At 57.1% G+C, this 25,924-nt stretch carries 21 protein-coding genes and 4 pseudogenes; 8 read left to right on the forward strand and 17 right to left on the reverse strand.

Annotation, left to right across the window (positions count from 1 at the left end; all coding sequences use genetic code 11):
• Positions 1 to 82: 82 nt before the first annotated feature.
• From copA to WLO32_RS05255, 8 genes are all read right to left on the reverse strand, one after another.
• On the reverse strand, positions 83 to 2,587 hold the full coding sequence (copA, locus tag WLO32_RS05220) for a copper-exporting P-type ATPase CopA (RefSeq protein ID WP_435947437.1): 2,505 nt from the start codon (positions 2,585 to 2,587) through the stop codon (positions 83 to 85).
• 90 nt (positions 2,588 to 2,677) lie between these two features.
• Positions 2,678 to 3,448, reverse strand: a complete 771-nt coding sequence (locus WLO32_RS05225) for a heme ABC transporter ATP-binding protein (protein ID WP_435947438.1) — start codon at positions 3,446 to 3,448, stop codon at positions 2,678 to 2,680.
• Positions 3,445 to 4,437 carry a FecCD family ABC transporter permease gene (locus WLO32_RS05230; protein WP_435947439.1) on the reverse strand — a complete coding sequence of 331 codons (993 nt, stop codon included), beginning with the start codon at positions 4,435 to 4,437 and terminating at the stop codon, positions 3,445 to 3,447. The genes WLO32_RS05225 and WLO32_RS05230 overlap by 4 nt, the downstream gene beginning before the upstream one ends.
• Before the next feature lie 53 nt (positions 4,438 to 4,490).
• A complete protein-coding gene (locus WLO32_RS05235) occupies positions 4,491 to 5,111 on the reverse strand; it encodes an NAD(P)H-binding protein (RefSeq protein ID WP_435947440.1) in 621 nt (206 codons plus the stop codon).
• Positions 5,108 to 5,605, reverse strand: coding sequence for a heme utilization cystosolic carrier protein HutX (gene hutX, locus WLO32_RS05240; RefSeq protein WP_435947441.1), 498 nt, complete (start codon positions 5,603 to 5,605; stop codon positions 5,108 to 5,110). Before hutX ends, WLO32_RS05235 begins: the two co-directional genes overlap by 4 nt.
• A gap of 12 nt (positions 5,606 to 5,617) precedes the next feature.
• The gene (hutW, locus tag WLO32_RS05245; protein ID WP_435947442.1) at positions 5,618 to 6,961 is read right to left on the reverse strand and encodes a heme anaerobic degradation radical SAM methyltransferase ChuW/HutW; all 1,344 of its coding nucleotides are present in this window, start codon (positions 6,959 to 6,961) and stop codon (positions 5,618 to 5,620) included.
• 25 nt (positions 6,962 to 6,986) lie between these two features.
• A complete protein-coding gene (locus WLO32_RS05250) occupies positions 6,987 to 7,793 on the reverse strand; it encodes a heme/hemin ABC transporter substrate-binding protein (RefSeq protein ID WP_435947443.1) in 807 nt (268 codons plus the stop codon).
• Between the two features lie 2 nt (positions 7,794 to 7,795).
• Positions 7,796 to 9,940: a TonB-dependent receptor plug domain-containing protein gene (locus tag WLO32_RS05255; protein ID WP_435947444.1), complete on the reverse strand. Its 2,145-nt coding sequence runs from the start codon at positions 9,938 to 9,940 to the stop codon at positions 7,796 to 7,798.
• A 307-nt stretch (positions 9,941 to 10,247) separates the two neighbouring features.
• Between WLO32_RS05255 and cueR the strand changes: the two genes are divergently transcribed.
• Entirely contained in the window at positions 10,248 to 10,649 is a 402-nt protein-coding gene (gene cueR, locus WLO32_RS05260) for a Cu(I)-responsive transcriptional regulator (RefSeq protein ID WP_435947445.1), read from the forward strand.
• 37 nt (positions 10,650 to 10,686) lie between these two features.
• Here the strand turns inward: cueR and WLO32_RS05265 are convergent, their stop codons facing one another.
• Entirely contained in the window at positions 10,687 to 11,133 is a 447-nt protein-coding gene (locus tag WLO32_RS05265; RefSeq protein ID WP_435947446.1) for an NfeD family protein, read from the reverse strand.
• Positions 11,130 to 12,045: pseudogene (locus tag WLO32_RS05270) on the reverse strand (SPFH domain-containing protein). Before WLO32_RS05270 ends, WLO32_RS05265 begins: the two are co-directional and overlap by 4 nt.
• Positions 12,046 to 12,316: 271 nt before the next feature.
• On the opposite strand from WLO32_RS05270, the gene WLO32_RS05275 reads away from it, so the two are divergent.
• A complete protein-coding gene (locus WLO32_RS05275) occupies positions 12,317 to 13,159 on the forward strand; it encodes a YPO3983 family protein (RefSeq protein WP_435947447.1) in 843 nt (280 codons plus the stop codon).
• Position 13,160: 1 nt separating this feature from the next.
• Complete coding sequence (locus WLO32_RS05280; RefSeq protein ID WP_435947448.1) at positions 13,161 to 13,601, forward strand: DUF943 family protein; 441 nt, start codon at positions 13,161 to 13,163, stop codon at positions 13,599 to 13,601.
• 87 nt (positions 13,602 to 13,688) lie between these two features.
• On the opposite strand, the gene WLO32_RS05285 is transcribed toward WLO32_RS05280, so the two are convergent.
• The 3 genes and pseudogenes from WLO32_RS05285 to tesA all read right to left on the reverse strand — a co-directional run bounded on the left by WLO32_RS05285 (position 13,689) and on the right by tesA (position 16,030).
• Positions 13,689 to 14,543 carry a co-chaperone YbbN gene (locus WLO32_RS05285; RefSeq protein ID WP_435947449.1) on the reverse strand — a complete coding sequence of 285 codons (855 nt, stop codon included), beginning with the start codon at positions 14,541 to 14,543 and terminating at the stop codon, positions 13,689 to 13,691.
• Positions 14,544 to 14,600: 57 nt separating this feature from the next.
• Positions 14,601 to 15,410: an SDR family oxidoreductase gene (locus WLO32_RS05290; RefSeq protein WP_435947450.1), complete on the reverse strand. Its 810-nt coding sequence runs from the start codon at positions 15,408 to 15,410 to the stop codon at positions 14,601 to 14,603.
• Positions 15,400 to 16,030: pseudogene (gene tesA / locus WLO32_RS05295) on the reverse strand (multifunctional acyl-CoA thioesterase I/protease I/lysophospholipase L1). The gene WLO32_RS05290 and the pseudogene tesA overlap by 11 nt, the downstream one beginning before the upstream one ends.
• Here tesA and ybbA point away from each other — a divergent pair.
• The 3 genes and pseudogenes from ybbA (at position 15,998) to WLO32_RS05310 (ending at position 20,491) form a co-directional block, all read left to right on the forward strand.
• On the forward strand, positions 15,998 to 16,684 hold the full coding sequence (ybbA, locus tag WLO32_RS05300; protein WP_435947451.1) for a putative ABC transporter ATP-binding protein YbbA: 687 nt from the start codon (positions 15,998 to 16,000) through the stop codon (positions 16,682 to 16,684). The pseudogene tesA and the gene ybbA overlap by 33 nt on opposite strands.
• Positions 16,681 to 19,096 (forward strand): annotated as a pseudogene (gene ybbP / locus WLO32_RS05305) (putative ABC transporter permease subunit YbbP). Before ybbA ends, ybbP begins: the two are co-directional and overlap by 4 nt.
• Before the next feature lie 243 nt (positions 19,097 to 19,339).
• Complete coding sequence (locus tag WLO32_RS05310; RefSeq protein ID WP_435947452.1) at positions 19,340 to 20,491, forward strand: porin; 1,152 nt, start codon at positions 19,340 to 19,342, stop codon at positions 20,489 to 20,491.
• Positions 20,492 to 20,571: 80 nt separating this feature from the next.
• On the opposite strand, the gene WLO32_RS05315 is transcribed toward WLO32_RS05310, so the two are convergent.
• Positions 20,572 to 21,039: a MarR family winged helix-turn-helix transcriptional regulator gene (locus WLO32_RS05315; RefSeq protein WP_435947453.1), complete on the reverse strand. Its 468-nt coding sequence runs from the start codon at positions 21,037 to 21,039 to the stop codon at positions 20,572 to 20,574.
• A gap of 73 nt (positions 21,040 to 21,112) precedes the next feature.
• Here WLO32_RS05315 and WLO32_RS05320 point away from each other — a divergent pair.
• Positions 21,113 to 22,049: pseudogene (locus WLO32_RS05320) on the forward strand (quinone oxidoreductase family protein).
• A gap of 305 nt (positions 22,050 to 22,354) precedes the next feature.
• Positions 22,355 to 22,885 carry a hypothetical protein gene (locus tag WLO32_RS05325; RefSeq protein WP_435947454.1) on the forward strand — a complete coding sequence of 177 codons (531 nt, stop codon included), beginning with the start codon at positions 22,355 to 22,357 and terminating at the stop codon, positions 22,883 to 22,885.
• Positions 22,886 to 22,946: 61 nt separating this feature from the next.
• Here the strand turns inward: WLO32_RS05325 and WLO32_RS05330 are convergent, their stop codons facing one another.
• The 3 genes from WLO32_RS05330 to WLO32_RS05340 all read right to left on the reverse strand — a co-directional run bounded on the left by WLO32_RS05330 (position 22,947) and on the right by WLO32_RS05340 (position 25,363).
• Entirely contained in the window at positions 22,947 to 23,354 is a 408-nt protein-coding gene (locus WLO32_RS05330; RefSeq protein ID WP_435947455.1) for a hypothetical protein, read from the reverse strand.
• Positions 23,332 to 23,634, reverse strand: coding sequence for a polymorphic toxin type 44 domain-containing protein (locus tag WLO32_RS05335; protein WP_435947456.1), 303 nt, complete (start codon positions 23,632 to 23,634; stop codon positions 23,332 to 23,334). The genes WLO32_RS05330 and WLO32_RS05335 overlap by 23 nt, the downstream gene beginning before the upstream one ends.
• Before the next feature lie 694 nt (positions 23,635 to 24,328).
• Entirely contained in the window at positions 24,329 to 25,363 is a 1,035-nt protein-coding gene (locus WLO32_RS05340; protein WP_435947458.1) for a CHAT domain-containing protein, read from the reverse strand.
• Positions 25,364 to 25,924: the final 561 nt, after the last annotated feature.

Below are 25,924 nucleotides of genomic sequence, written 5' to 3' on the forward strand. Positions count from 1 at the left end.
ACCCGTCCGCAGAAGATGTTGCGGCGGATGGCGCTTGCCTGGCCGCAAAACGGCAGGCCAGGCAAGCGCTGCGCTTCCGTCGTTAGTCCTTCGGCTTAAAGCGCAGCAGGCGGTTGGCGTTGCTCACCACGGTAATGGAAGACAGCGCCATTGCCGCGCCGGCAACGACCGGATTAAGCAGCGTGCCGGTAAGCGGATAAAGCACGCCGGCGGCGATGGGGATACCCAGCGAGTTATAGATAAAGGCGCCCGCCAGATTCTGCTGCATGTTTCTGAGCGTGGCTTTTGACACGGCCAGCGCATCCGCCACGCCCATCAGGCTATGGCGCATCAGCGTAATGGCCGCGGTTTCAATGGCGACGTCGCTGCCTCCGCCCATGGCGATGCCCACTTCGGCCTGGGCCAGCGCCGGGGCATCGTTAATGCCGTCGCCGACCATCGCCACCTGGCGTCCCTGCCGCTGCAGGTTTTTTATCGCCTCGGCCTTGCCGTCCGGCAGCACCCCGGCGATCACCTCGTCGATGCCCGCCTCTTTGGCGATGGCGTTCGCGGTTATCGGGTTATCGCCGGTCAGCATCACCAGGCGGTAGCCGTTGCGGTGTAAGCGTTGCAGGGCGCGCACGCTGTCGGCCCGTAGCGGATCGCGAACGGCGAAGAGGGCGGCCAGCCGGCCGTCGACGGCAAGCAGCACCGGCGTTGCCCCCCGGCTTGCCTGCGCTTCAATCTCCTCCGCCAGCGGCTGCGTATCAATCCGCCGCTCGTCGAACAGCGCCTTATTGCCGAGCAGCAGGCTATGCCCCTGCGCCTCACCGCTTACGCCAAGGCCGCGCAGGGTGCGGAAGCCGTTAACCTCCGGCAGTTTGTCGGCGCCCGCTTTGTCCACAATCGCGCGGGCGAGCGGATGGCCGGAGCCCTGTTCAAGCGCCGCGGCTAACCTTACGGCGTCGCTTTCCTGCATCCCGCCGTGCGTTATTACCGCCACAACCTGCGGTTTCCCTTCCGTCAGCGTCCCGGTTTTATCAAATACCAGCGTGTCGAGAGTGCTGGCGCGCTGCAGGGCATCCGCGTCCCGCACCAGTACGCCAAACTCAGCGGCGCGTCCTACCCCTGAAATGATCGACATCGGGGTCGCCAGGCCCAGCGCGCAAGGGCAGGCGATAATCAGCACGGTGGTGGCGATCACCAGCGTGTAGACAATCTGGGGAGCGGGGCCGACAAAGTACCAGACCGCCGCGCTGAACAGGGCAATCAGCACCACAACCGGCACAAAGACGGCGGAGATTTTATCGGCCAGCTGGCCGATTTCCGGCTTGCTGCTCTGCGCCTGGCGAACCATGCGGATAATGCGGGACAGCGTTGTATGGCTGCCGGTCGCCGTGGCGCGGAATAACACGCTGCCATCCTGCACAACGATACCCGCGTGAATGGCGTCGCCGTTCGCTTTTTGCTGCGGAACCGGCTCGCCGGTCAGCATCGCTTCGTCAAACCAGGCTTCGCCCTGACTAATTTCGCCGTCCACCGGCACACGGTCGCCGGTAGTTAGTCGTAGCGTCATGCCCGCGGCGACTTCCGCCAGCGGAAGGGTTTTTTCGCCTTCGTCGGTGACAACGCGCGCCGTCGGCGGCGTTAAGTCCAGCAGGCGTTCCAGCGCTTTTGAGGAGCGCTGGCGGGCACGCTGCTCCAGCATATGCCCGAGGTTAATCAGGCCGATAATCATCGCGCTGGCTTCATAGTAAAGATGGCGCGCCTCCATCGGGAAGTGCTGCGGCCAGAGGTTGACGGTCATCGAATACAGCCAGGCGGCGCCCGTGCCTAAAGCCACCAGCGTATCCATGGTGGCGGAGCGGTTGAGCAGGCTGCGCCAGGCGCTGCGGTAGAAATGGCCGCCGGCGATCGCCATCACGCCAAGGGTAAGCACGCCGATGGTCATCCACAGCGAGCGGTTATCGGCGGTGAGCATCATATTGTCGCCGAGCATGCCCCAGATCATTACCGGGATGCCCAGCGCCAGCGCCAGAACGGCCTGCCAGCGGAAGCGTTTTGCGGCGGCGTTCGCCGTTTCCTGCTGGCGCTCGCGGCGTTTCATATCATCTTTAATCGCTTCGGCGCCGTAGCCGGCGTTTTCGACCGCTTTGATTAAAGCCCCGGCGGAGGCAGACCCCATCACCAGGGCGCTGCGCTCCGCGAGGTTAACCCGTGCCTGCGCGACTCCCGGCACGTTCTGCAAAGCAGTTTGCACGCGGGAGACGCAGCTGGCGCAGCTCATGCCGTTGATCAACAGCTGCTGGCTGTCGTCATGGTCGCCGGCTGCCGGAAGCGAAGGGGGGACCGCTGTCAGTGCTTCCGACGGGAGTGTTGACTCTTCTGTCAGCGGTTCAGCCTTTGGGTGGCTTAACTCCGCCCCGTAGCCGGCTTGCTTGATGGTGTCGATCAGCGCGTCGGCGCCGGCGCTGCCGGTAACGGACGCGCTATCGATAGTGACTTCCGCGCTCTCGACGTCGGCGCGCTGCTCAAGGCTTTCTTTAACGCGTTTGACGCAGTGGCCGCAGCTCAGGCCGTCCAGCGTCAGGTTGATGGTATGAGACATAGTGACTCCTTTTACCGCAGTGAATTTACTGACCGTGATAAAGGTTAAACCTTCCAGCAGCTGGAAGGTCAAGGAAATTTCTCAACGCGTTCAGCGATCGAGAACGATCAGCGGCGCCGGGTCGTCCGGCGAGGTCACCACCTTTAAGCCCGCGCGGTACAGGCCGGCGAGGCGAGTTTCGGTCAGCACCTCCTGCGGCGCGCCGTTGCCGACGATTTTTCCCTCCTCCAGCAGCAGGATGCGATCCGCATAGCGCGAAGCGAGGTTCAGGTCGTGCAGCACGCAGCAGACGCTGAACTGGCGCTCATGCACCAGGCCACGCAGCAGGCGAAACAGCTGCTGCTGGTGGTGAATATCCAGCGCCGAAGTCGGCTCATCCAGAAACAGCCACTTGGGGGACGGTTCAGGCTCCCATAGCTGAACCAGCAGGCGCGCCAGCTGCACCCGCTGCTGTTCGCCCCCCGACAGATGCCGGTAGTCACGCGCCGCCAGCGCCTCGCAGCCGCACAGCGCCATAATGCGCCCGGTCTCGTCGCGCGCGCTGCGGCTGCGGTGCGGATGCCGCCCCATGCGAATAACCTCCTGCACGCTAAACGGAAACGCCATATGGCTGTTTTGCCGCATCACCGCGCGAACCTTTGCCAGCTCCGCCGTCCCCCAGCGGGGAAGCGGTTTGCCAAACAGCGAGCAGCAGCCGGCGTCAGGCTTGAGATAGCCGGTCAGCTGGCGCAGCAGCGTGGATTTGCCGGCGCCGTTCGGGCCAAGGATCGCCACGATTTCGCCGCCGGGCAAGGTGAAGGAGACGTTGTCCGTCAGCCGCCGCCCCTGAATGCCGTAGGTCAGATTGCGCGCTTCAATCACATTGCCCTCCGGGATCGTAAAATCAGCCACAGAAACCAGGGGCCGCCAATCAGGCTGGTGAGCAGGCCAACGGGCATTTCCGCAGGCTGTACCAGGGTGCGCGCCAGCGTGTCCGCTATCAGCAGCAGGCAGGCGCCCGCAAGCGTGGCGCAGGGCAGCAGCCAGCGGTGGTCGGCGCCGGCGATCATGCGGATAAGATGCGGCACCACCAGGCCGACAAAGCCGATGACCCCGCTGACGGAAACCGCCGCGCCCACCAGCACGGAGCTTAACAGCAGGAGCTGCTGGCGCTTGCGTCTGACGTTCACGCCCAGATAGTGGGCTTCCTCATCGCCCAGCTGCAGCAGATTAAGCGTATTCGCCAGCCACAGCGTGGCGGCGAGCGCAGGCAAAGTAACGCTTGCCGCCGCCAGCAGCGTCGACCACTGCGCCTGCCCGAGGCTGCCCATCATCCACAGCGTGAGCTGGCGCAGCTGCTGCTCGTCGCCAACGTAGCTCAGCACGCCGATTGCCGCGCCGCACAGCGCATTGATGGCGATGCCCGCCAGCAGCAGCTGCATCATGCCGCCGTGGGTATGGCGCAGGCTGATAAGAAAGATAAGGGCGCAGACCACGACGCTGCCGCCGACGGCGAAAATCATCTGCTCGTAGAGCAGAAAGACGGCGGGCAGCGCGACGGGGAAGACGATGGCCACCCCGACCAGCAGCGCCGAGCCGCTGCTGACGCCAAGCAGGCCGGGGTCGGCCATCGGATTACGAAATAATCCCTGCATCAGCACGCCCGCCGCCGACAGCGCGCCGCCGACCAGGATCGCCAGCAGCACGCGCGGCAGGCGAATATTCAGCCAGATATCGCGGTAGGCGTCGTCAAGCAGGGCGCCAGGCCCGATCTTTACTGCTCCCTGGCCGGCGGCGACCAGCGTGAGCGCAGCCAGCGTGAAGGCCAGACCGATACAGACGCTGAGGGAAGAGAGTGAATCCTTCAACACTCGGATCTCCATAAAAAGGCGGCAGCAGAGGCTGCCGCGGTAACGCCTGCGGCTTAAGGTTTAAGACCCGGCTCGACCAGGCTGTAGATTTTCCGGTTCAGCGCGGGCCGCCCGGCCAGCCCGGCGATGCGGGCGGCGACGTCGGCGCGCATCACTAAACCATGCGCTTCTTCGCCCTGCGAGAGTTCGGCTTTGCCCGTTGCCGGACCGTCGAGCAAACCGCCGGGACGCAGAATGGCAAAGTCCAGCGTGCTGGTTTGCAGCCAGCTTTCCGCCAGCGACTTCTCGCGAACCGCCTGCCCAAAGGCGGCTTTCGCCCGCTCCGACAGCCACGGCCAGCTGTCGCCGCAGCCGAGCGAGGTGACCAGAATCATGCGCGTAAGGCGAGCGTTTTCCGCCGTATCGATAATGGTGCGGTTGGCGAGATACTCTTTCTGCCCGCCGAGCGTAGAGATAACCAGCGCGTGCTCGCCCGCCATGGCGCAGGCCTCGGCCACGCGTTCCGCGTTGCAGGCGTCGCCGATAATCACCCGCGCGCCTTTTTCGCGCAGGCGTTCCGCCGCCTGCGCGTTACGCACCAGCACGTAAAGCGGACGCCGCTGCTTCAGGGCTATCTCAGCCGTCAGCGCGCCGACGCCCGTACCGCCGGCGCCGAAAATGAGCCATGGAGTCATTCGCCTGCCTCTTTAAGGGTGTGTGCCAGAAGACGAAACGCGTTGACCTGCTCCGTTAGCAGCCGGCGGTGTTCGTCTCGTCCGAGGAAAATTTTAAACATCGCGCTGCCCGCGGCGTTAAAAAAGAGGATAGAGGCAGTGTCCATAGCCATAAACTTGCGTTCGACCAGTGCGATATGCGTGCAGTTTTCCGCTTTGATATGGCCCGTCATCCCCTTCTTGCCGCGCAGGTTGAAATAGCCGTGGCGATGGAAGCCGGAAGGCAGCTCGCCGGTGAACTCCAGAATCACGTCGGCCGTGTGCACAAGGGTCGTGACGTTGCCCCACTCGCACACGCTATCCCAGACGGTATCGAACTTATCGCCTTCCGCCAGCGTATGCGAAGGCAGGTTTTTCACCACCTCCAGCAGCGTGACGCCGTACCGCCCGGCAATGGCTTCAAGGGTGCCATCCGGCTCGGTTTTTAAAAAATCCTTAAGAGAGACATGGCTCATCAACGACTCCTTTTATGGTTTATCGGCCACGATGCGTGGCGTATTCAGTTGCTCAATCAGTTCCTGTAAAGACTGCAAAATGTTGCTGGCCCAGAAGCGCCCCTCGCGGGTTAAGCGCATGCAGGTCGAGGCGTCTTTTGTCAGTCCCGCCTGGCGCCATTGTTCAAGCAGCGGCGTAAGGTCCGCCGCGCGGGGCGTGAGTTCATCAAGCGGGATACGTGCGGTTTCGACGCCCGCCTGCAGGCTGTGCCGCCATTGAAAGCCGCGATCCTGGGTCTGCGTCATCATCATGAGCGGCTTTCTGCCGGCGGCGATGGACTCGTGCCAGGCGTTAAGATTGCGCTCCACCATCCACGACCAGCCGTTCACCGCGCCGCCCGCGCCGGAGCCGAACGCCAGGCAATCCGCGCCCTGCTTGATCAGCAGGTTATAAAGGTTGCGCTCGCGGGTGGTGCGCGCCCAGTGGCTGTTGCTGATGCAGCGCCAGCCCGCGGCGTCCATAAACTCACAGCCCTGCAGGTAGAGATCGCGCCGCTCGGCGGGGGAAGGGACGGCGACGCGCTCTGCGGCGACGGCTTTGCCTAGCGGGGTCTGGGGCAGCAGGTTGAGCGCGTAAAGATCGACGCCGTCAAGGCCGATCTCGCGGGCAATTCTCAGATCCTCGCCCCACAGGGCGGCGTTCTGTCCCGGCAGGCCAAACAGCAGATCGCAGACCACCGCCGCGCGGTCGCGCCGCACCAGCCCTTCCATAAAGGCGGCCGCCGTCGGGCCGTCGGAGGTGCGGGCCATTTTTTTGCGGATTTTGCTGTTAAATGACTGAATGCCGATGGAGAAACGGTTGGCGCCCGCATCCAGGCAGGCGTCGATGCGGTTATCATCAAAATTCAGCACCCGCCCTTCGATGGTGATTTCGCAGTCCGGCGCCAGGGGCAGCCGCGCGCGCAGGGCGGTAATGATGCGTCCCAGGTCGCGCGCCGACAGCGCCGAGGGCGTTCCGCCGCCGAAATAGACCGCATGAACCGGGGCCGACTGATGCAATGCGCAGTCGGCCTCCATTTCGATTTCACGCAGCAGCGCATCGGTATAGCTGGCGCAGCGATCCTCTTCATAGCGGTTCTGGTAGAAGCCACAGAAGGTGCAGTGGGTGGCGCAAAAAGGGATATGCAGATAGACAAGCCGCTTGCGGGCGGGAGCGGCCCGGCTAATCAGCTCCTGCCAGCTACTCTGCAGCGCCTCTTTCGCCACCGGCGCCGCGCCGCGCCAGGGCATGGTGGCGTGGCGATCCTTAAACGGCTGCCCGCCTGCCTGCGCAAAATGCGGGCTTAAATCGAGTGTTGTTGAGGTCGTGACAATCATTAAAACACCAAATCCTTCTGTCTGTTCAGAGCTGGCGATGCAGTATTTCTACGGCATCGGCAACGCGTGGCCCCATGCCCAGAATCAGCGCCTGGTCGATGACGATAATGCGTTTGTTTTTCCAGGCGGCGGTATGGGTGACGCCCGCGACGGCGCCAAGGCGGGAGATATCGCCCTGAACCATTTCGCTGGTCACGATAATGACCTCCGGGTTGGCGGCGATAAGGGCTTCCGCGCCGTAGCTTTTATACTGCGCGTGGGTGGCGATGTTGCGCGCCCCGGCAAGGGTAAGAATGGCGTCCGCCACGCTGCCTTTACCGGCCACCTGCGGCGCGCTGCCGCCGGCGGAGAGGATAAACATCGCGCGGACGGGCCGGCGGTTCGCCTGCTTCACCTGTTCGAGCCGCTGGCGAATGTTATTCACCAGCTCGTCGCCTTTTTCCACGACGTGGAGCGCCTTCGCCAGCGTGTGAATATTGGCGAACAACTGCTCAGGCGTCGCCGGCACCCGCGGCAGGGTGATGACGTCTATCTTCCGCGAGCGAAGCTGCTCCAGCACCACGGCGGGACCGGCGTCCTGCCAGGTGATAAAGGTATCGGGATGCAGCGACAAAATGCCTTCACTGCTGAGCTGCTTCCAGTAGCCGATATGCGGCAGGGATGCGGTTTCCGGCGGCCAGGAGGTGGTTTCATCCACCCCCGCGACGCGCCCGCCCGCGCCAAGGGCATAGATAATTTCCGTCAGCGACCCGCCTGCCGTCACAATTCGCTCGCCGGCCTGCGCCACGGCGGCGGCGCAGAAGATCAGGCATCCGCAGAAAAGTTTTTTCATGCTCAGAATTTCCATACGAAGCCCGCCGCCGCGTTAAAGCCCGCCGCCGGTATGGATTCGTGCGCGGTTTGGTAACGTTTGTCGGTCAGGTTGTTGAGCGCCAGGTTGACCTGATACCGATCCTGTGGGCCGAACTCGGTGTTAAAGGCGAGGTTAAGCGTGGCCCAGCCCGGATAGCGGATTTCGCTGGCGCTGGTTTTATCCGAAGCGCCTGAGGCCGCACGCACGAAGAGATCGGAGGTGACGTTCAGGGCGTTGAGGATCAGGGTGTGCTTCACGCCGGCGCGGCCGTTAAGCAGCGGTTCGCCGGTATCCCACGTCGCGATCGCGCCGCTTTCATACTGACGGCGCAAAATATTGCCGCTCAGGTAAGGGGAGACGGCCCAGCCGTTGTATTCGGCGGTCAGCTCCATACCCCAGGTTTTGGCGCGGTCAATATTGTCGTAGAAGTAATAGCCGTTACGGGAGGCGTTCACGTTGCCGTTACAGACGCCCTGGCCGGCGCAGGCGACGGAGGCGATATAATCTTTGGCTGCGGAATAGTAGACCGCGCCATCGATAACCCACAGGTTGCCGTTATAGCGCGCGCCCAGCTCGTAGTTATTCGAGTGTTCGGCCTGCAGGCCCGGGTTGCCGTAGGTTATTCCGCCGCCCGCCGAGGTTTGCATAAATAGCTGGCTCAGCGTCGGGAAGACATAGCCCTGGGCAAAGGCGAGACGAAGCTCAAGGTTATCGAAGCCCGAGTAGCGCAGGCCGGTAGAGGTGACCAGCTCGTTATCATGGGCGGAATCGTAAGGCAGCGAGGTGTAGGCGACGCCTGATACGCTGGTCGTCGCGTTATCGCTGCCGGTGAGCTTAGAGGAGAGCCAGTACTGGCGGGCGCCGAGCGTCCAGCGCCAGTCATCGGCGAACTTCCAGTCGTTCTGGGCAAAAATCGACGTATTGCTTTGTTCCGATTCGTTATACCCGCGCGTCCAGGTCTCGGTGTCAAAGAAGCCGGTCGCCGCGGTCTGCCGCGTATAGCCGGTTGAGTTTTGCTTAACTTTGTCATGCTGATAGTGCGCGCCGACGACCAGGCTGTTGTCGGCAGGCAATGAGAAGTCGCTTTGCAGCGTCACGCCCTGGGTGTACTGCTTGTCGTTGCTGCGGGTCTGATTGCGCACGCTCAGCGCCTGGATCGCCGGGCTTGGGATCGGCTGGGTGGTCGCCACTTCATTTTCAAACGTCCTCGCGATCGTCTGGTTATAGGCGTCGAGATGGATTTTTTTCAGCAGCTCGCCGTCGAGGTCATAGTCATAAAACAGACCGATCTTTTCGCGCTCAAGCTTTGGAATTTTCACGCTGAAAGCGTCGTACTGGTTATCGGCGTCCTCAAACCAGGTCTGGGTGGCAAGCTTATAGCGATCGAGGCTCAGGCCGATTTTCTGGCGATCGATATTGTACCCCAGCCATAATCCCTGCCCGTTATTGCGGAAACTGGTGTTCGGCAGGCGCCCGTCCGGCGTATCGCGGTTGCCCTGATCGGAATAGCTGCCGTTAAGACGGTAGTCGAGCTGCCCGATGCTGCCCCAGGCGGCGGCCGACTCTTCCCAGCCCGCCGTGGCGGAGTTGTAAACCGCTTTGACCAGGCCGCCGAGCGGCTTGTCGCCCCCTTTTTTGGTGATAAAGTTCACCACGCCGCCGATCGCCTGCGAACCGTAAAGCACGGAGTAGGGGCCTTTGACCACTTCGATGCGCTCGAGGGCGGATTCGTCAATCAGCAGCCCCGCGCCGTAGTTTTGCCCGGCGCGCTGGTAGGTCACCTCCTGGCCGTCGATCAGGATCAGCACGCGGGAGGAGGCCTCGCCGCGGATGCGGATCTGCCTGCGCCCCGCCAGCGCGTTATCGGTGACTTCAACGCCGGGAATATCCTGCAGATCGTCTGCAATCGCGGTGCTGGTGGAGGTTTCCAGCTTCTCCCGGTTAAGCACCTGAAGGGTTGCCGGGCTTTCCCAGAGGCTGCTTTCTGCACGGCTGGCGGTCACCACCAGCGTATCTTCGCCTTCGGCCTGAGTTTGTGCTGTGGCAGCAGGCGCGGCGGCGGCACCGGCAATAAAAATCGACAGAGCGGTAAGCGTAAACCGCCCCTGGCAAGTCCTTGTCATCATAAATGCAAACCTTATTATTAATGATAATCACTATCATTTGCATTTATATAAAATCGCACGGCCCGGCGTCCAGCGTTTAAGGTGTAAAGGAAATGCATCTTTGATGCAGGTCAATTTCTCACGGTGCGTAAGCATTTTTTTGTGATGAGTATCACAGTTAAAAAATAAGCCTGCAAAACTAACCCTTTGAGTTAATGAGGTTATTTTGTTTACGCCAGGCTAAATGTTCAGGACAGGTTGGTTCCTGCTTCACAGCCCTTACAATAGAGATGCGCAAGTTAAAAAAGCCGGGCGGCGAGGGGAAAAGATGAATATCAGCGACGTGGCGAAAAAAACCGGGTTAACCAGTAAAGCTATCCGTTTTTACGAAGAGAAGGGGGTGGTGACCGCGCCGTTTCGTTCCGAAAACGGCTACCGGACCTATACGCAAAAACACCTTGATGAGCTTACCTTGCTGCGCCAGGCGCGCCAGGTAGGTTTTAATCTGGAAGAGTGTCGCGAACTGGTGAACCTGTTTAACAACCCCGCGCGCCATAGCGCGGACGTGAAAACCAGAACCCTGCAAAAAGTGGCGGAAATTGAAAACCATATCAGCGAGCTGCAGGCGATGCGCCGACAGCTGCTGGCGCTTGCGGACTCCTGCCCTGGCGACGACGGCGCCGACTGCCCGATTATCGACAACCTTGCCGGCTGCTGCCGCACGCGTTAGGACAGGGCGAATAATCTAAGCGCACCCGCGAAGAAGGTTAAAGCGCCCGTATTTTCAGCGTGATGCCCTCGACGGCAACCACCACGACTTCCGTGCCCGCCGGCAAATCGCTGTCCGCCATCACCGGCCAGGAGCTGTCGGCCACCCGTATATGCCCGCGTCCGTTGACTAAAGTTGTCTCCAGACGCAGATGACGCCCCAGCAGCTGGTGTCCGCGCTGGTTCAGCACGTCGCCCGGCTCCTGCTGTTTGCGGGACGACAGCCAGCGCCACCAGAGAAAGGCCGCCACCAGCGTCAGCAGGGCAAAGCTTACGCCCTGCCACTCCCAGCCCAGCGGCAAAATCCACACCAGCAGGCCCGTGACCACCGCCGCCACGCCGCTCCACAACAGGTAGCCGCTGGCGCCGAGCATTTCCGCCGCCAGCAGCAGGCCGCCCAGCGTCAGCCAGAAGACGTGCGGATGGGTAAGCAGTAAGGCGATCATTTTTTACGCTCGTTGCCGCTTTGCGCGATAAGTTCGCTGATGCCGGCAATAGAGCCCATCAGGCTGCTGGCATCCAGCGGCATCAGCACCACTTTGCTGTTATTCGCCGAGCCAATCTGTTGCAGCGCGTCGGTATATTTCTGCGCCACGAAGTAGTTCACCGCCTGAATATCGCCTTTGGCGATGGCTTCGGAAACCATCTGCGTAGCCCGCGCTTCCGCCTCGGCGCTACGTTCGCGGGCTTCCGCCTGCAGGAACGCCGACTGGCGTTCACCTTCGGCCTTCAGGATCTTCGACTGCTTCTCCCCCTCGGCCTTGACGATTTCCGCCTGGCGGATCCCTTCGGCTTCGAGGATATAGGCGCGTTTGGTTCGCTCAGCTTTCATCTGGGCATTCATCGCGTCAATCAGTTCAGCCGGCGGGCGCACGTCGCGGATCTCGATACGCGTGATCTTGATGCCCCAGGGATTGGTGGCTTCATCCACGATATGCAGCAGGCGTGTGTTGATGTTGTCACGCTGGGACAGCATCTCGTCAAGCTCCATAGAGCCGAGCACGGTACGGATGTTGGTCATGGTGAGGTTGATAATGGGCCAGCTCAAGATTGCTGACTTCATAAGCCGCGCGCGGCGCGTCGACGACCTGAATAAAACACACCGCGTCGATGGCGACGTTGGCGTTATCTTTGGAAATCACTTCCTGGGAAGGGATATCGAGTACCTGCTCCATCATGTTGATTTTACGGCCGATGCGGTCCATAAACGGCACCACAAGGCTTAAGCCCGGCATCAGGGTTTTGGTGTAACGGCCAAAGCGCTCCACGGTCCATTGGTAGCCCTGAGGGACGATTTTTACCCCGGCGCCGACGATTATCAGCGCGACGAGGATGAGTACGGGAATCACGATTAGCATCAAAAACCTCCTGGTTGTTTTACTGTTAGTTTACTCGCTGGCGCGCAAACATTCAGCGACTTCTGCATGCCGGATAAAAGAGACGGGTTAACGCTATTCAGGGCGGGTTAAATGCGCGAAAAAGGCGGCTTCGTTATTACATCCTGTATTAAGCCGGTCAAAAATCTGAATTCAGGCGCAGGGTGCTGCGCAATATTTACACAGCTGCTCGTCGTGGCATACCCTCCCTCGCGAAGACGACAGTGAAATCTTATACAAGGAATGTATTACGATGGCCGCTCTACAGCTTCCCTGCACCATATTCAGAACGCAAAAAGGGATGGACGATTACAACGCCGGCGATATGCGTTGCGGTGACTTAACCGAAGAACAATTAAAATCGCATTTTCGTTTATTTGATGTTTCCAGCAAAGTTGATCCTTACACGTTAACGAAAATGACGCCTTTTAATCATCCGTGGTCAGGTATTTCTGATAGCCGGATAGGGGGCGAAAAGGTTACTCGCCAGCAATGCGCCCGAATCCTTTTTGATGAATTCCGTTATTTATCCCGTTCATTTGCCGTTTACGGCCCTTACAGGTATCTGATTGAAAAGATGATCAACCATATGCAACATGGCAACGGTTCACCTTTTCGCGATATGGCGCTAAACAGGGCTTTGAAAGAGCATCTTATTAATGACGGAACAGATAACAGTACATTGCTGCGAATGAAAAAAATCTTTAACAAAAACATAGATTGGTTACAGAAAGGCTATCCATATGAAAATAAAGATGAATTAATGGATGCTATTCTCGGAGGAAGATTATCTAAATTTGACCGATTCCAGGATAATTTTAACGGAATGGGGATTACCGTACACGATACGTGGGCAACGCATATCACTATAAAATCACTGCATATAGATAACGAGCGCTATCGTGCCGTTGTGCATTATAAAGTACAGGATCACTTTGGCCTTGATAGCATCGATATTTCAAAAATTAAATTTAACCAGCTCCGTATTTTCCGTATCTGGTTTGTACTGCAACGGTACAACCAGTTTGGTTTTAAGCCCTTTATGACCAATATGGAAGCTACTGTAGAGATTACCGGAGAGCGTAGTGAAAAGTAGAATGAGTAAAATATCCTTTGTGCTGGCAGGCTGCGCTCTGCTCGTTTACTTCCTCTGGTTGTCGCTGCGTCCGGTGGAAATTATCGCTGTTCATCAGCGAAACAATTACAGTGATGTGTTGGTAAAAAACTTCCCTTTTACCGACCGGGGGAAAATCAACTGGTGGCTGAAAAATAAAGATTTTCTTAAAGAAAAATATGCTATCCCTAAACCCGCTTCGTACGGGAATTTTACTATTACCTTTTGGTTGTTCGGCGATGGTTATAAAGAAGAAGGGAAATATGACAGGCTGTGCTTTCATGATATGAAAACAAAAGAAAACTGCATTGAAAAGGACGCCGTATTTTCAGTCGATAAAAGTGAAAATCTGGGAATTGCGTTCACCGTATACGATGGAACTTATATTTTGAAGGGAAATGGCAACGTAGTGGAATATAAATAAAAATTGCCTCTGGTGTTAAACCCCTGCCGGCTCCTTTTGCAGATTCCGTACAGGAGTTAATTATAAACTTACCAGCTGCTTTAGCTATCAGTAGAGCAGAGAATAAATCTGACGGCGATATTTAGAGGCCAGCGCGTCGCCGGTGCCAAGGGCGGCAAGGATCTCCATCAGCATTTTGCGCACCTGGCCGTCGGCGGCGCCCAGATCTTTTTTCAGATGGGTGTACAGCAGCTCAAGGGCTTCTTCGTTACGTCCGACCTGATGCAGCTGCAGCGCCAGCTGGCTTGCCAGCTGCGCGTTGTCGGGATCCTGCTCAACCTGCTGCTGCAGAAGCTGGATCTCCGGCGTATCGGCAGCCTGTTTAAGCAGGTCGATCTGCGCGACCAGGCCCTGATAACGAGTGTCCTGATCCTGCAGCGGAATGGTTTTCAGCACCGCTTCGGCATCTTCGCTGCGGTTCAGCGCAATCTGCACTTCCGCCAGCAGCAGGCCGATTTCGCTGCTCTGATTAGACAGCTGCCAGGCCTCTTTCAGCAGCGGCAGCGCCTCGGCGTGTTTGCCTTCCTGCACAAGCTGCATCGCTTCCTGAGCCTTCAGCTCTTCTTCGCGCGGCAGCACTTTTTCCAGCAGGGCGCGAATCGCTTCTTCCGGCTGCGGCCCCTGGAAGCCGTCCACCGGCTGGCCGTTCTGGAACAGGTAAACGGTGGGGATGCTGCGTAAGCCAAACTGGGAGGCGACCATCTGCTCGGCGTCGCAGTCCACTTTGGCGAGAATGAACTGCCCCTGATACTGCGCGGCGAGCCTGTCCAGGACCGGCGTCAGTTCTTCGCAATGCTGGCTGCGCGCCGACCAGAAGTAAAACAGAACCGGCGTGGCGACGGATTGCTCCAGGGTCTGGTGCAGGTTCGCTTCGGTGATATCGATAATATATTGAGCTGACATGGCTTACCCTCTTATAAAGATTTGTTTTTACATGGGGGCGGCTGGCTTCTCTTCAACTCAACCACGTAAAATTTTATCAAGCGCGCGGCCCGGCAGCAGGCGACGTAGCCAGGACATCGCATGGGCGACAAGCGTCACCGGATAGCGTAATTTGGGTTTTGCACTGTCAAAAGCATGGCGCACTTTTTCCACCACCGCCTCTGGCCCAAGCGTAAAGCGTGCGGCGATGCCGGGATTTTCCACCGGCCTGTCCGCGCGGGTCTGGTTCACGTTCTCGGTAAATTTTGTGCGGATTGGGCCCGGTTCAATCAAACTGACCTTAATCCCGCTGTGGTGCAGCTCCATGCGCAGGGTGTCCGACCAGGCTTCCAGCGCGTATTTGCTGGCGGCATAGGCTCCGCGTCCCGGCGTGGCGATAAGCCCCATCACCGAGCTGGTCATCACGATGCGGCCTTCGCGATGCGGCAGCATGGCGGGCAGCAGCAGCATGGTCAGCTGGTGCGCGCCGAAAAGGTTGGTGGCAAACTGCTGCTCCAGCTGTTCGCGGGAAAGGGTTTGCAGCGGCCCGTAAACGCCGTAGCCGCCGTTGTTGAAGATGCCATACAGGCGGTTGCCGGTCAGCGCGATGACCTCCGCCGCCGCTCGCTCCACGCTTTGCGGCGAGTCGAGATCTAGCAGCACGCCGGTAAAGCCGGCCTGATTCATACGTTCCACATCTTCAGGTTTGCGGCAGGCCGCCAGAATGCGGTAGCCGAGCGACTGCAACTCTTTTGCGCAGGCAAGGCCAATACCGCTGGAACAACCTGTAATTAAGATGGATTTTTGCATAACTTTACCCGTGCGGGACCCCGAATCTTTATGAGTCATGTTTAACTAATGGAGCCAGACGGGTCGCCATCCAGTCGGCGATAAAAGGCTGAGCGTCACTGTTAGGGTGAATGCCGTCATCCTGCATCCATTGTGGTTTCAGATAGACCTCCTCCATAAAAAAGGGCAGCAGAGGAATATCAAACTCTTTGGCAAGCTGCGGATAAATAGCGCTAAATGTCTCATTATACCGCCGGCCGTAGTTGACCGGCAGCCGTATCTGCATCAGCAGCGGCTGAGCGTTTGCCGCCTTCACCGCGGTGATTATCTGCCGCAAACTTTTCTCGATGGCCTGCGGCTGGAACCCGCGCAGGGCCGTCGTTGCCGCCCAGCTCAATCAGCACCCAGCGCGGCTGGTGCTGTTTCAGTAACGCAGGCAGACGCGCCAGCCCTTGCGGCGCGGTGTCGCCGCTGATGCTGGCGTTAATCACTCTGGTATTTTGCTGCTGCCATTTCGAGTCCAGCAGCGCAGGCCAGGCGGCGGTCGCAGACATGCGGTATCCGGCGCTCAGGCTGTCACCCAGAATCAACAACGTGTCCGCCGCGGCGGCACGGAAGGTCATCAAAGCCAGAAACAGGAAGGGCAAATGCCAGCGGAAAACATTGTTGAAGTTCATCATCTTAGTAAGTCCGTAGGTCTGGGGGAACATCGGCTCTCCATCCTCACCGGAGTTGAGCTGGTTGTCAAACCGGCGCAGACCATCGCGCTAATCGGCGAGTCCGGTTCGGGGAAATCCACCCTGCTGGCGATTCTGGCCGGGCTGGACGACGGCAGCGAGGGGGAGGTGCACCTCTGCGGGCAGCCGCTGCACAGCATGGACGAAGAGGCCCGCGCGGCCCTGCGCGCCAAAAACGTCGGCTTTGTATTCCAGTCTTTCATGCTGGTGCCGACCTTAAACGCGCTGGAAAACGTGGAGCTGCCGGCGCTGCTGCGCGGTGAAAACGATGCGGCCAGCCGGGCGCAGGCCAAAGCCCTGCTTGAACAGCTCGGGCTGGGCGAGCGCCTGGATCACCTCCCGGCGCAGCTTTCCGGCGGCGAGCAGCAGCGCGTTGCCCTGGCGCGGGCCTTTAACGGGCGGCCGGCCGTGCTGTTTGCCGATGAGCCGACAGGCAACCTGGACAGGCAAACCGGCGATCGCATCGCCGATTTACTCTTCTCCCTTAACCGCGACTTCGCCACCACGCTTATCCTCGTCACTCACGACGAGCAGCTGGCCGCCCGCTGCGACCGCCGTCTGCGCCTGCGCGAAGGCAAATTGTGGGAGGAAGCATGATTGCCCGCTGGTTCTGGCGCGAATGGCGCTCGCCCTCGCTGCTGATCGTCTGGCTGGCCCTGAGCCTGGCGGTGGCCTGCGTGCTGGCGCTGGGCAATATAAGCGACCGCATGGAGCAGGGGCTTAGCCAACAAAGCCGCGACTTTATGGCGGGCGATCGCGCGTTACGCAGCGCACGCGCCGTACCGGAAGCGTGGCTGGAGCAGGCGCGTAAAGACGGCCTGAAGGTCGGCAGGCAGCTTACCTTCGCCACCATGACCTTCGCGGGCGACACGCCCCAGCTGGCGAGCGTAAAAGCGGTCGACGCCGTTTATCCGATGTACGGCGAGCTGGAAACGAATCCGCCCGGCCTGAAGCCGGAGCCGGGCAGCGTGCTGCTCGCGCCGCGTCTGATGGCGCTGCTGAACCTTAAAGTCGGCGAGACGATTGACGTGGGCGATGCCACGTTAAAAATTGCCGGGGAGGTGGTGCAAGAGCCTGACTCCGGCTTCAACCCGTTCCAGATGGCGCCCCGCCTGCTGATGAACCTGGCGGACGTTGAAAAAACCGGGGCGGTGCAGCCGGGCAGCCGCATCTCCTGGCGCTACAAATTTGGCGGCACGCCGCGCCAGATTACAGCCTACGAAAACTACCTGCTGCCGAAGCTGAAACCGGAACAGCGCTGGTCCGGCATGGAGCAGGACGACGGCGCGCTGGGGAAATCTCTCCAGCGCTCGCAGCAGTTTCTTCTGCTCTCCGCCCTGCTGACGCTGCTGCTGGCGGTGGCCGCCGTGGCGGTGGCGATGAACCACTACTGCCGCAGCCGTTATGATTTGGTCGCCATCCTGAAAACGCTCGGGGCGGGGAGGGCGGCGCTGCGCAAGCTTATTATCGGCCAGTGGATAATGGTGCTCGCGCTTGCGGCGGTGACCGGCGGCGCGGCCGGGCTGGTATTTGAAGCGGCGCTGATGCGCCTGTTAAAACCGGTGCTGCCTGCGGCGCTGCCGCCTGCGAGCCTGTGGCCCTGGCTCTGGGCGGTGGGGTCGATGGTGGTGATTTCGTTGCTGGTCGGGCTGCGGCCTTACCGCCTGCTGCTGGCGACCCAGCCCCTGCGCGTGCTGCGCCGCGACGCGGTGGCTAACGTCTGGCCGCTGAAGTTTTATCTGCCGATCGCCGCCGTCGTTGTCGTTGTGCTGCTGGCGTGGCTGATGGGCGCAAGCATGCTGCTGTGGGCGGTGCTTGCGGGCACGGTTATGCTGGCGGCGCTTTGCGGCATCCTGGGCTGGGGCGTGCTGAAAATCCTTAAAAAGCTGACGGTAAAGAACCTCGCGCTGCGCCTGGCGGTCAACCGCCTGCTGCGCCAGCCGGGGGCCACGTTAAGCCAGCTGGCGGCGTTTTCCCTGTCGTTTATGCTGCTGGCCCTGCTGCTGGTGCTGCGCGGCGATTTGCTCGACCGCTGGCAGCAGCAGCTCCCGCCTGAAAGCCCGAACTACTTCCTGCTCAATATCGCCAGCGAGCAGGTAGCGCCGGTCAAAGATTTTTTAGCGCAGCACAAGGTCGCGCCTGAATTGTTCTACCCGATAGTGCGGGCGCGCATGACGGCGATAAACGGCAACTCCACCGAGGGCAACCCGGACGAGGCGTTAAACCGCGAGCTGAACCTGACCTGGCAGAGCCAGAAGCCGGAGCACAACCCGATCCTGGCGGGCAGCTGGCCGCCGAAAGCGGGCGAGGTTTCAATGGATGAGGGCGTGGCGAAGCGGCTGAACATCGGGCTGAACGATACCGTGACCTTTATGGGCGACACCCAGGATTTCTCGGCGAAGGTTACCAGCCTGCGCAAAGTCGACTGGGAGAGCCTGCGGCCTAACTTCTATTTCATCTTCCCGCCGGGCGCGCTGGATAACCAGCCGCAAAGCTGGCTGACCAGCTTCCGCTGGGAAGGGGACAACGGCCTGTTGACGCAGCTGAACCGCACCTTCCCGACGGTGAGCCTGCTGGACATCGGCGCCATCCTGCGCCAGGTAGGGCAGGTGCTGGAGCAGGTGAGCCGCGCGCTGGAGGTGATGGTGGTGCTGGTCACCGCCTGCGGCGTGCTGCTGCTGCTGGGCCCAGGTGCAGGTGGGCATGCGCCAGCGCCATCAGGAGCTGGTGGTCTACCGCACGCTGGGGGCCGGAAAACGGCTGCTGAGAACCACGTTGTGGTGCGAATTCGCCGTGCTCGGCCTGGTTTCCGGGCTGGTGGCGGCGGTAGGCGCGGAAACCGCGTTGGGCATGCTGCAGACCAGGGTATTTGATTTCCCCTGGGAGCCGGACTGGCGGCTGTGGCTCATTCTGCCGGCCGCCGGCGCGCTGCTTCTTTCCCTGTGCGGCGGCTGGCTGGGAAGCCGCCTGCTGAAAGGCAAAGCCCTGTTCCGTCAGTTTGTTGCCTGAGCCTGTCGCAAAGGGGGAGAAATCCCTCTTTGCATCCCGCCAGAAAATAGCGTTATAAACTTTGTTATATTTCGCTTTTCTTTGCGCTAAAACATATTTAGCGACTTATTGTTTATTTTTTATAATACCTATTAAGGAATACACGCCCGTTTAACCGCACGAATCATTAAAAATTCCTCGCCCGGTGCAATAAATAAACTGTAATATCCCCCCGCTTATAAAAATGGTGACTAAGGTTTATTCATGAAAAATAATATGCGCGTGCTTCCAGGGCTTGTGGGAGCAGGCCTGCTGTTGGGGATGACTTCTTTTGCGGCCAATGCAGAAATCACCTTATTAAAACAGGATCCCCAGGCGGGTAATCCATTAAGCCGCCTGAATTTCACCTTCGGCGGCAGTATTCGTCCGCAGTTCAATATGATGAGCGGTGACGGCGATAAGACTTCTTATAAACGCAATGGCTTTGACGGCGGGACGCGTTTGCGTTTCGCGGCCGATTATTATCTGTTTGATGATATTAGCTGGATAAGCTATTACGAGCTGGGGGTAAATATTCCGGCGGTATTCGACTGGGATAACCATTATGCCGAAGGCGCGAACGATACTTCCCGCCGTATGCTGTATACCGGGCTGAAAAGCAAAACCTGGGGAACCTTAACCTTCGGCCAGCAAAACAGCGTTTATTACGACGTGGTGGGCGCGAAAACCGATATCTGGGATTACGACATGGTCGGCCAGGCGTCGGGCAACGGTATTAACGGCGACTATGACGGCACCTACCGTTCACGCAAGATGCTGAAATACAAAAACAGCTTTGGCGATGCCGACGTTTACGCCTCTTACCTGTTTGAAGACGGCGAATACCTGCCGGGCAACGGCCTGCGCTACAAGCGCAATGGCGGCGGCTCGCTGGGCGTGGATTACCACCTGACCCATGACCTGACCTGGGGCGCGGCGTGGAACTACACCCGTGCTGACATGCGCAACCCAGGCAACGGCGACAGCAAAACCTACGATCAGAACATCCTCGGTACGGCGCTGAGCTGGAAGCCGGATGCCTGGACGTTCAGCGTCGGCGGCGGCTGGTATCAGAACTTCATGACCACCAAAAAGGTCGACGTGAACAACTACTTCGCGGGCGATGCCTGGGGCGTGGAATACTTCGCGGGCTACACCCTGCCGGTTGGCCAGTACGCGCTGAAAACCGTACAGCCATACGTGATGGGCGATCGCATCGAATACGCTAACGGTCGCGACTACCAGCGCATCGATAACGGCGTGGGCGTGAGCTTCCAGCTGGACTACGGTTTCCGTGTTGACTACGAACACGTGTTCACCTCAAGCAGCGACAACCTGGGCGATATGAACCTGGTTCGTCTGCGTTACGATTTCTAATCGTGCCGGGCGGGGGGCGCAGGCTCACCCGCCCCGGGAGCCGCCTGCGTCAGGCATGGCGGTTCATTCCTCTTTTTTCATCACTCTGGCGAAGTAAAGTCGTTAACAAACTGCCTGAGCAATCGTTCCAGCTGTACGCGATCCTCCGCCCGCCAGTGCAGAAAAACCTTCTCATAGATTTTTTCCCGCGCCGCATCAATTTTATCGGTCATCGCTTTGCCGGCCGGGGTTATGGCGGCCTCGTTGATCCTTTTATCCTTCGCGTTTTTCTGCCGCTTTGCCAGGCCAGCCTCTTCCAGCTTCGCCACCTGGCGGCTGACCGTCGTGTAATCGCGGCCCACCCTGTCTGCGAGTTCGACCACGCCAATCGGCCCGAAGCGGCTGATTTGCACCAACAGCGGAAACAAAGCGCGATCGAGCTGGATGGTGGACGCTTTAATCATTAATTCATCGCGTTGCGGGCGGTTAAAGGCCCCGACAAGGGCGAGTAGCGCATCGTGCAGATCGGAAAAATTATCGCGGTTATGTGTATTTTGCACTCTTTTCATTGACGCCGTCTGAGGTGAAGGATAATGTGTGCATTATACACATAATTAACCGTCAGCTAAAGGTGGACCCTCTATGAAGGCAGCGATGATTAATCAGGCCGGCGATATGCCGGTATACGGCGAGTTTCCCGATCCTCAGGCCAGTGAACGGCAGGTTGTCATTACCGTTAAAGCCGCCGCGATAAGCCAGCTGGTCAAAGCGCGCGCGGCGGGAACGCATTACAGCTCGACGGCGGCCGAACGCTTTGTGCCCGGCATTGACGGTACGGGCTACCTCGCCAGTGGCGACCCGGTCTACTTCCTGACGTTTGACATGCCCTGGGGCAGCATGGCGGAGAAAACGCTGGTGGCGCGCGACGGTTTCGTGCCCTTACCCGCAACGCTCGATCCCGTGCTCGCCGCGGCAATTGCCAATCCCGGCATGTCCTCCTGGGCTGCGTTAACGCGTCGGGCGCAGCTACGTCAAGGCGAAACCGTGTTAATCAACGGTGCAACCGGCACATCGGGCGGGCTGGCCGTCAGGATCGCGCGCTGTCTTGGCGCCGGTAAGATTATTGCCACCGGCCGGAACAGGGATGCGCTGGAAAAACTGCGCCACGAGGGAGCGGATGTCACCCTGACGCTGGATGCCCTATCATCTGAATTACCCGCCTTAATGGCTGAAGGCGTTGACGTGGTGCTGGATTATCTCTGGGGCCAGAGCGCGCTGGCAATCATGAACGCGGCCGTGGGCCGGCGCGGCGAAAAACGTGCGGTTTGTGCAGATTGGTTCGCTCAGCGGCCAGGAAATTCCGCTGCACGGCAAGCTGTTGCGCTCGACAGGGCTGACGCTGATGGGAAGCGGGCTGGGCAGCGTTTCCGAGGCCGGGCTGATAGCCTCTGTCGGCGAACTTCTGCAGGCGGCGGCGCACAACGATTTATCCATTCCGTTCCGGCAACGCCCGCTGCATGAAGTGGAAGCGGCCTGGCCAGAGGATGACAGCCGCTGCCGGACGGTATTTACCCTCTGATAAAAAAAGCGTTGCGGGCGAAAGGAAACGGGTTCACCAGCGCAATAATTTCCAATCGAAAAGGGGCAGGTAGCACAAACTGATCTGCCCTGAACTGCAATTCCCCAAAGCTTTTCATCAAGCCTGCGATCCGCCTCGAATTCTGCACATCCACCTGAATTTTCATCTGTAGTACTGGCAGGTTACCCAGTAGTATTAGCGCAATTAATAAACAATCAGGTAAGCAAACCCCTGAAAAAAACGCCCCCGAAAGGTGCAGCAACACCAGACGAGGGCTAACCACAACCGTTAAGAGGGTAACAGCTATGGCTAACGCCGATGGTAACACACAGACTCACCACGAAATCACCCCCGGGCAACCCGCATTTGCGGACAGCATCGCAACCCTGCTAAAAAAACCGCAGGGCGCAGCGATGGATCTCTTCCAGGCGCTGGATATCTGCCGGCAGTACGCGGATGGTTTGATTGAAAACGATAATCTGACCGAATGCATGGCGCTGTGCGGCCGCCTGCTTGCAGGGCTGGAGGTATTAAAAAGCGTGCTGAAAGCGCCGCTGCCGGCGCATCTCATTGAGCAGCTGACGCTAAAAGACAGCGAAACCAGCGACTACCGCACCTCGCCTGCAACAGATTCCGAAACCCTGCGCCAATACTGCGTGGCGCTGACGATAGCGCTGCTGAACAATCAGGATCTGCCGGAACAGAGAGAGCAAATGATCGGCATGCTGTACGAAATGATTTTTGTGCTGGCCGAAGACTTAAAAGCGCCGAGGTTTGTCCGGACATCCGGCGGGCTAAAGATGATTGAGGGTGAGCCGGTGGCAGGGGTTCACTGATCCCGCGTTGAGTTTAAAAGGCCCCTTTTCCCTCTGGCAGGGAAGGGGGCTTGTTATTTTTCTACTTTGTTGGCATCTGAAAGACCACTTGTGTTGCCCTGTCGGTAATTGAAAATACTTTACCGCTATAACCCACATTAATTATGTTGTTTTCATCAATCCTGATGTCGGTAATTGTACCTGTCCCGACGATGAGCGGCTGCTGAGTACTCAGCTTCATAGCTATATCAGCGTCAGAACCTTTTAATTCAGGCGAAAGATAATAACGGTAAATGAGCGATACGGTTGCCCCGCCGCTGTTCTGCTCTGTCATATAAAGCCAGGTATTTTCGCTCACCGGAGAGGCGCGTTTTAAAAAGTCCGGACTTTCTGTCCGGCTGCTGTTCAGGTACAGAAACCCGGCCACAATAATCAGCAGCGTGAGCGTCGTCAGGCCATGCAGCCATTTAATAGCCGTTCTGAATGGCATACTCAATTCCTTCTCTGATATTGCGCTGATCCGTAGGGTCATCGCCGTAAGGCGGTTTTTCATACCACTTGCCCCAAATATCTTTAGACGTACCAGCCCGCGATTGTGCAAAACCGGCCCCCTGCAAAAGAATTTCCGGGGGAATGCCGGCCGCAACAAAATTGAAGTTGCCGAAGGCCGCAAAGAGCGGATTAAATTGTTTGTAGTCCCACGGACCACGATTACGGACTTTTTGATAAAACCAGTAATAAATACCCGGCGTCGCCATCCCACGTGACATGCCGTGCCGTCTTGCATTATTTTGATAAATTAAGTGACCGGAATACGCCATAAATTCATTGGCTTTATGCTGTTAAGGGTTTTTTATCATACTATTCAGAATGGCAGTGATAACACCACTTTTTAGCATGAAAGTTCCTAATGTTAAGTTTATTGAACCATGCTGGTTATTTGAGGTGCTAAGTAAAAGGAAATACAGGTTCCATTACTTGGGGGATTTATTAATGGATCAATGAATAAGCTCCCGGTTATAGAATTTAATTTCCTGTATTCTCTTTCTTGAAATTATGCCTCGCAGCCCTGTCGCAACAGATTCCAAAACCCTGTACGGATACCGCGCGGCGCTGACGATAATGCTGATGCTGTATGAGATGTTTTTTTGTACTGGCCGAAGATTTGAAAGCGCCGTGGTTGGCTCCGGTATTGGACGGGTGGAAGGTGATAGAGGGCGAAGTGGTGGCAAGGGGAGGCGGCATTGATTTACCTGTGCCTTTTAAAGCACCTTTTCCTTGAGGGAGAAGAAAGGTAAGTTTGATTAGAAGTTAGGCGGCAGTATTTTGTTGTGAGCATGGATGGGTTGACGATTTGCTACCAGCGAGGAGCGGACATTAGGATTTTTTTATTGAGTTTAATTTGCTCTACATGCCGAAAAATGAATCATGTTGAGCAAATTAAATATTTATTAAGAGCATTGATTAATCTAACTGTGCAATAATGTATGTATTAGCTGCATCACAACCAGATTTCATGAAAAGAGTTGGTGTATCCTGTTCTGGGATATCTTCTAGCATTAAAGCTGCTTTCGCTTGATTAAACGATCTTTCAACAGAAAGGCCAAAAGTTAAAGATGAATAAAATTGTGCGGAAAAGATCCTCGCAGCCTCATCTGTAATTGAGTCACTCATTCCAATGGCAAATTCGATGTGTTCAACCATTTTATTAGCTTGTTTTTTTGAGTGACATGTATTGAAAAACACTAATCTTAAGTTGTCATTTGCAACACTCATTGCCTGAACAATAGACTCAAGCGAGACTAACTTAGTATTGGCGTTGTTATCCATAAGGACTAATTCATCATTGAAACTTCCGTGTCCACTAAAATGTACAATTGTTGGCATATATTCATTCATATGCTGTAGAATGTCACCAGGTCTAACTGCCCAGCATGATTCCAATTTTACTGCATCACGATGACGTGATTTTGTAATCATTTCTTTTATAGAACGAACTTCTTCATCTAATCTTAATTGTCCTTGATCTTGTGGATTTGAAGCAAGAAACAACACCGTTATTTCTTTAGGTAATTCACTTAAATTTTTTATCATATTAGAGTGCTCCGATAACTTTTTATTGACAGTGCTTAGTACCTTAGTTTGCTTACGCTGAAATTTATCTTGAAGCTGTTGGCGTTTTTTGTATTCTTTAATTTCCTCATCATCCATTTTTCTTTGGTCAGCTTGTAATTCTTTATTCTTTTTGGCTATCTTGGATTCAAATTCTGAAATTCTCTTTTCAACTTTAGATATATCTACTTGATGCCTATATATTTCCTTTTGCCTGTTGCTAATCGTTGTTAAGGATTTCGATGAGTTCATTTGTTTTGTTGCAGATTGAATTTTATTATTTAAGTTTGTTATTTTTACATACTCTTTAGCCTTCTGGGCAATCAAGCGCGCGATTTCATCTCTTTTACGCTCAACATTCCGTCTATATAAATCAATCATTGTCATGCTTTTATCCCATCTTTAAATTGTTTATTTTTACATCCAGATTTTATCAGACAATTATGTGCACACAAGAAGAAAAGTAGTGGGGGAATCTAATTTTATCCGCAGCTGGCATTGAATTGCGGTAGCATGGACTCTCCAACCGACTAAGAGGGAGATGCAGATATTGAAAAAGGCTAGCGTCAATTCGTAATAACCTAAGTTACCTGAAATTTTTCAACGGAGGGTTGGTAAACGTTTGCCTAAAGGATTAGTAAACGTTCTTGCAGTATAAAGCAGAGCTTAACATTTTTTGCATTTGTTAAATCTATTTTCTGTAAGGATTTAGCATTGCTCCCCTACCTCGTGATGGTATAATCAGCCCAGTCATCACCTCGGGCGTTCCTCCCTAAGCTTTTTACCGCCTGTAAATCGTTACAGGGACTTTCGGCAGTAGCCGGATTGTAAAAGGAAGGCCCAGCATGAAGCCGAAAATTGTGCCCGTTATACGGTACGTTCGTTTTCGCTTCGGTCGCGTAGAGCATGTGCGTAAACACATGCGCTCGCTTCCGACCCGTTAAGTGA

Origin of the sequence: Dryocola mayonis (assembly GCF_051307045.1) — a bacterium.
Lineage (GTDB): Bacteria > Pseudomonadota > Gammaproteobacteria > Enterobacterales > Enterobacteriaceae > Dryocola.

Excerpts from the sequence above, each read along its gene's own strand:
- WLO32_RS05290 (WP_435947450.1), bottom strand. The coding sequence starts at position 15,410 with ATGACTCATAAAGATTCGGGGTCCCGCACGGGTAAAGTTATGCAAAAA.
- hutX (WP_435947441.1), bottom strand. The coding sequence starts at position 5,605 with ATGAGCCATGTCTCTCTTAAGGATTTTTTAAAAACCGAGCCGGATGGC.
- WLO32_RS05280 (WP_435947448.1), top strand. The coding sequence starts at position 13,161 with ATGAGTAAAATATCCTTTGTGCTGGCAGGCTGCGCTCTGCTCGTTTAC.
- WLO32_RS05265 (WP_435947446.1), bottom strand. The coding sequence starts at position 11,133 with ATGATCGCCTTACTGCTTACCCATCCGCACGTCTTCTGGCTGACGCTG.
- WLO32_RS05310 (WP_435947452.1), top strand. The coding sequence starts at position 19,340 with ATGAAAAATAATATGCGCGTGCTTCCAGGGCTTGTGGGAGCAGGCCTG.
- WLO32_RS05325 (WP_435947454.1), top strand. The coding sequence starts at position 22,355 with ATGGCTAACGCCGATGGTAACACACAGACTCACCACGAAATCACCCCC.
- WLO32_RS05255 (WP_435947444.1), bottom strand. The coding sequence starts at position 9,940 with ATGATGACAAGGACTTGCCAGGGGCGGTTTACGCTTACCGCTCTGTCG.
- WLO32_RS05235 (WP_435947440.1), bottom strand. The coding sequence starts at position 5,111 with ATGACTCCATGGCTCATTTTCGGCGCCGGCGGTACGGGCGTCGGCGCG.
- WLO32_RS05315 (WP_435947453.1), bottom strand. The coding sequence starts at position 21,039 with ATGAAAAGAGTGCAAAATACACATAACCGCGATAATTTTTCCGATCTG.
- WLO32_RS05340 (WP_435947458.1), bottom strand. The coding sequence starts at position 25,363 with ATGACAATGATTGATTTATATAGACGGAATGTTGAGCGTAAAAGAGAT.
- WLO32_RS05335 (WP_435947456.1), bottom strand. The coding sequence starts at position 23,634 with ATGTCACGTGGGATGGCGACGCCGGGTATTTATTACTGGTTTTATCAA.
- ybbA (WP_435947451.1), top strand. The coding sequence starts at position 15,998 with ATGCCAGCGGAAAACATTGTTGAAGTTCATCATCTTAGTAAGTCCGTA.
- copA (WP_435947437.1), bottom strand. The coding sequence starts at position 2,587 with ATGTCTCATACCATCAACCTGACGCTGGACGGCCTGAGCTGCGGCCAC.
- cueR (WP_435947445.1), top strand. The coding sequence starts at position 10,248 with ATGAATATCAGCGACGTGGCGAAAAAAACCGGGTTAACCAGTAAAGCT.
- WLO32_RS05330 (WP_435947455.1), bottom strand. The coding sequence starts at position 23,354 with ATGCCATTCAGAACGGCTATTAAATGGCTGCATGGCCTGACGACGCTC.
- hutW (WP_435947442.1), bottom strand. The coding sequence starts at position 6,961 with ATGATTGTCACGACCTCAACAACACTCGATTTAAGCCCGCATTTTGCG.
- WLO32_RS05285 (WP_435947449.1), bottom strand. The coding sequence starts at position 14,543 with ATGTCAGCTCAATATATTATCGATATCACCGAAGCGAACCTGCACCAG.
- WLO32_RS05250 (WP_435947443.1), bottom strand. The coding sequence starts at position 7,793 with ATGAAAAAACTTTTCTGCGGATGCCTGATCTTCTGCGCCGCCGCCGTG.
- WLO32_RS05275 (WP_435947447.1), top strand. The coding sequence starts at position 12,317 with ATGGCCGCTCTACAGCTTCCCTGCACCATATTCAGAACGCAAAAAGGG.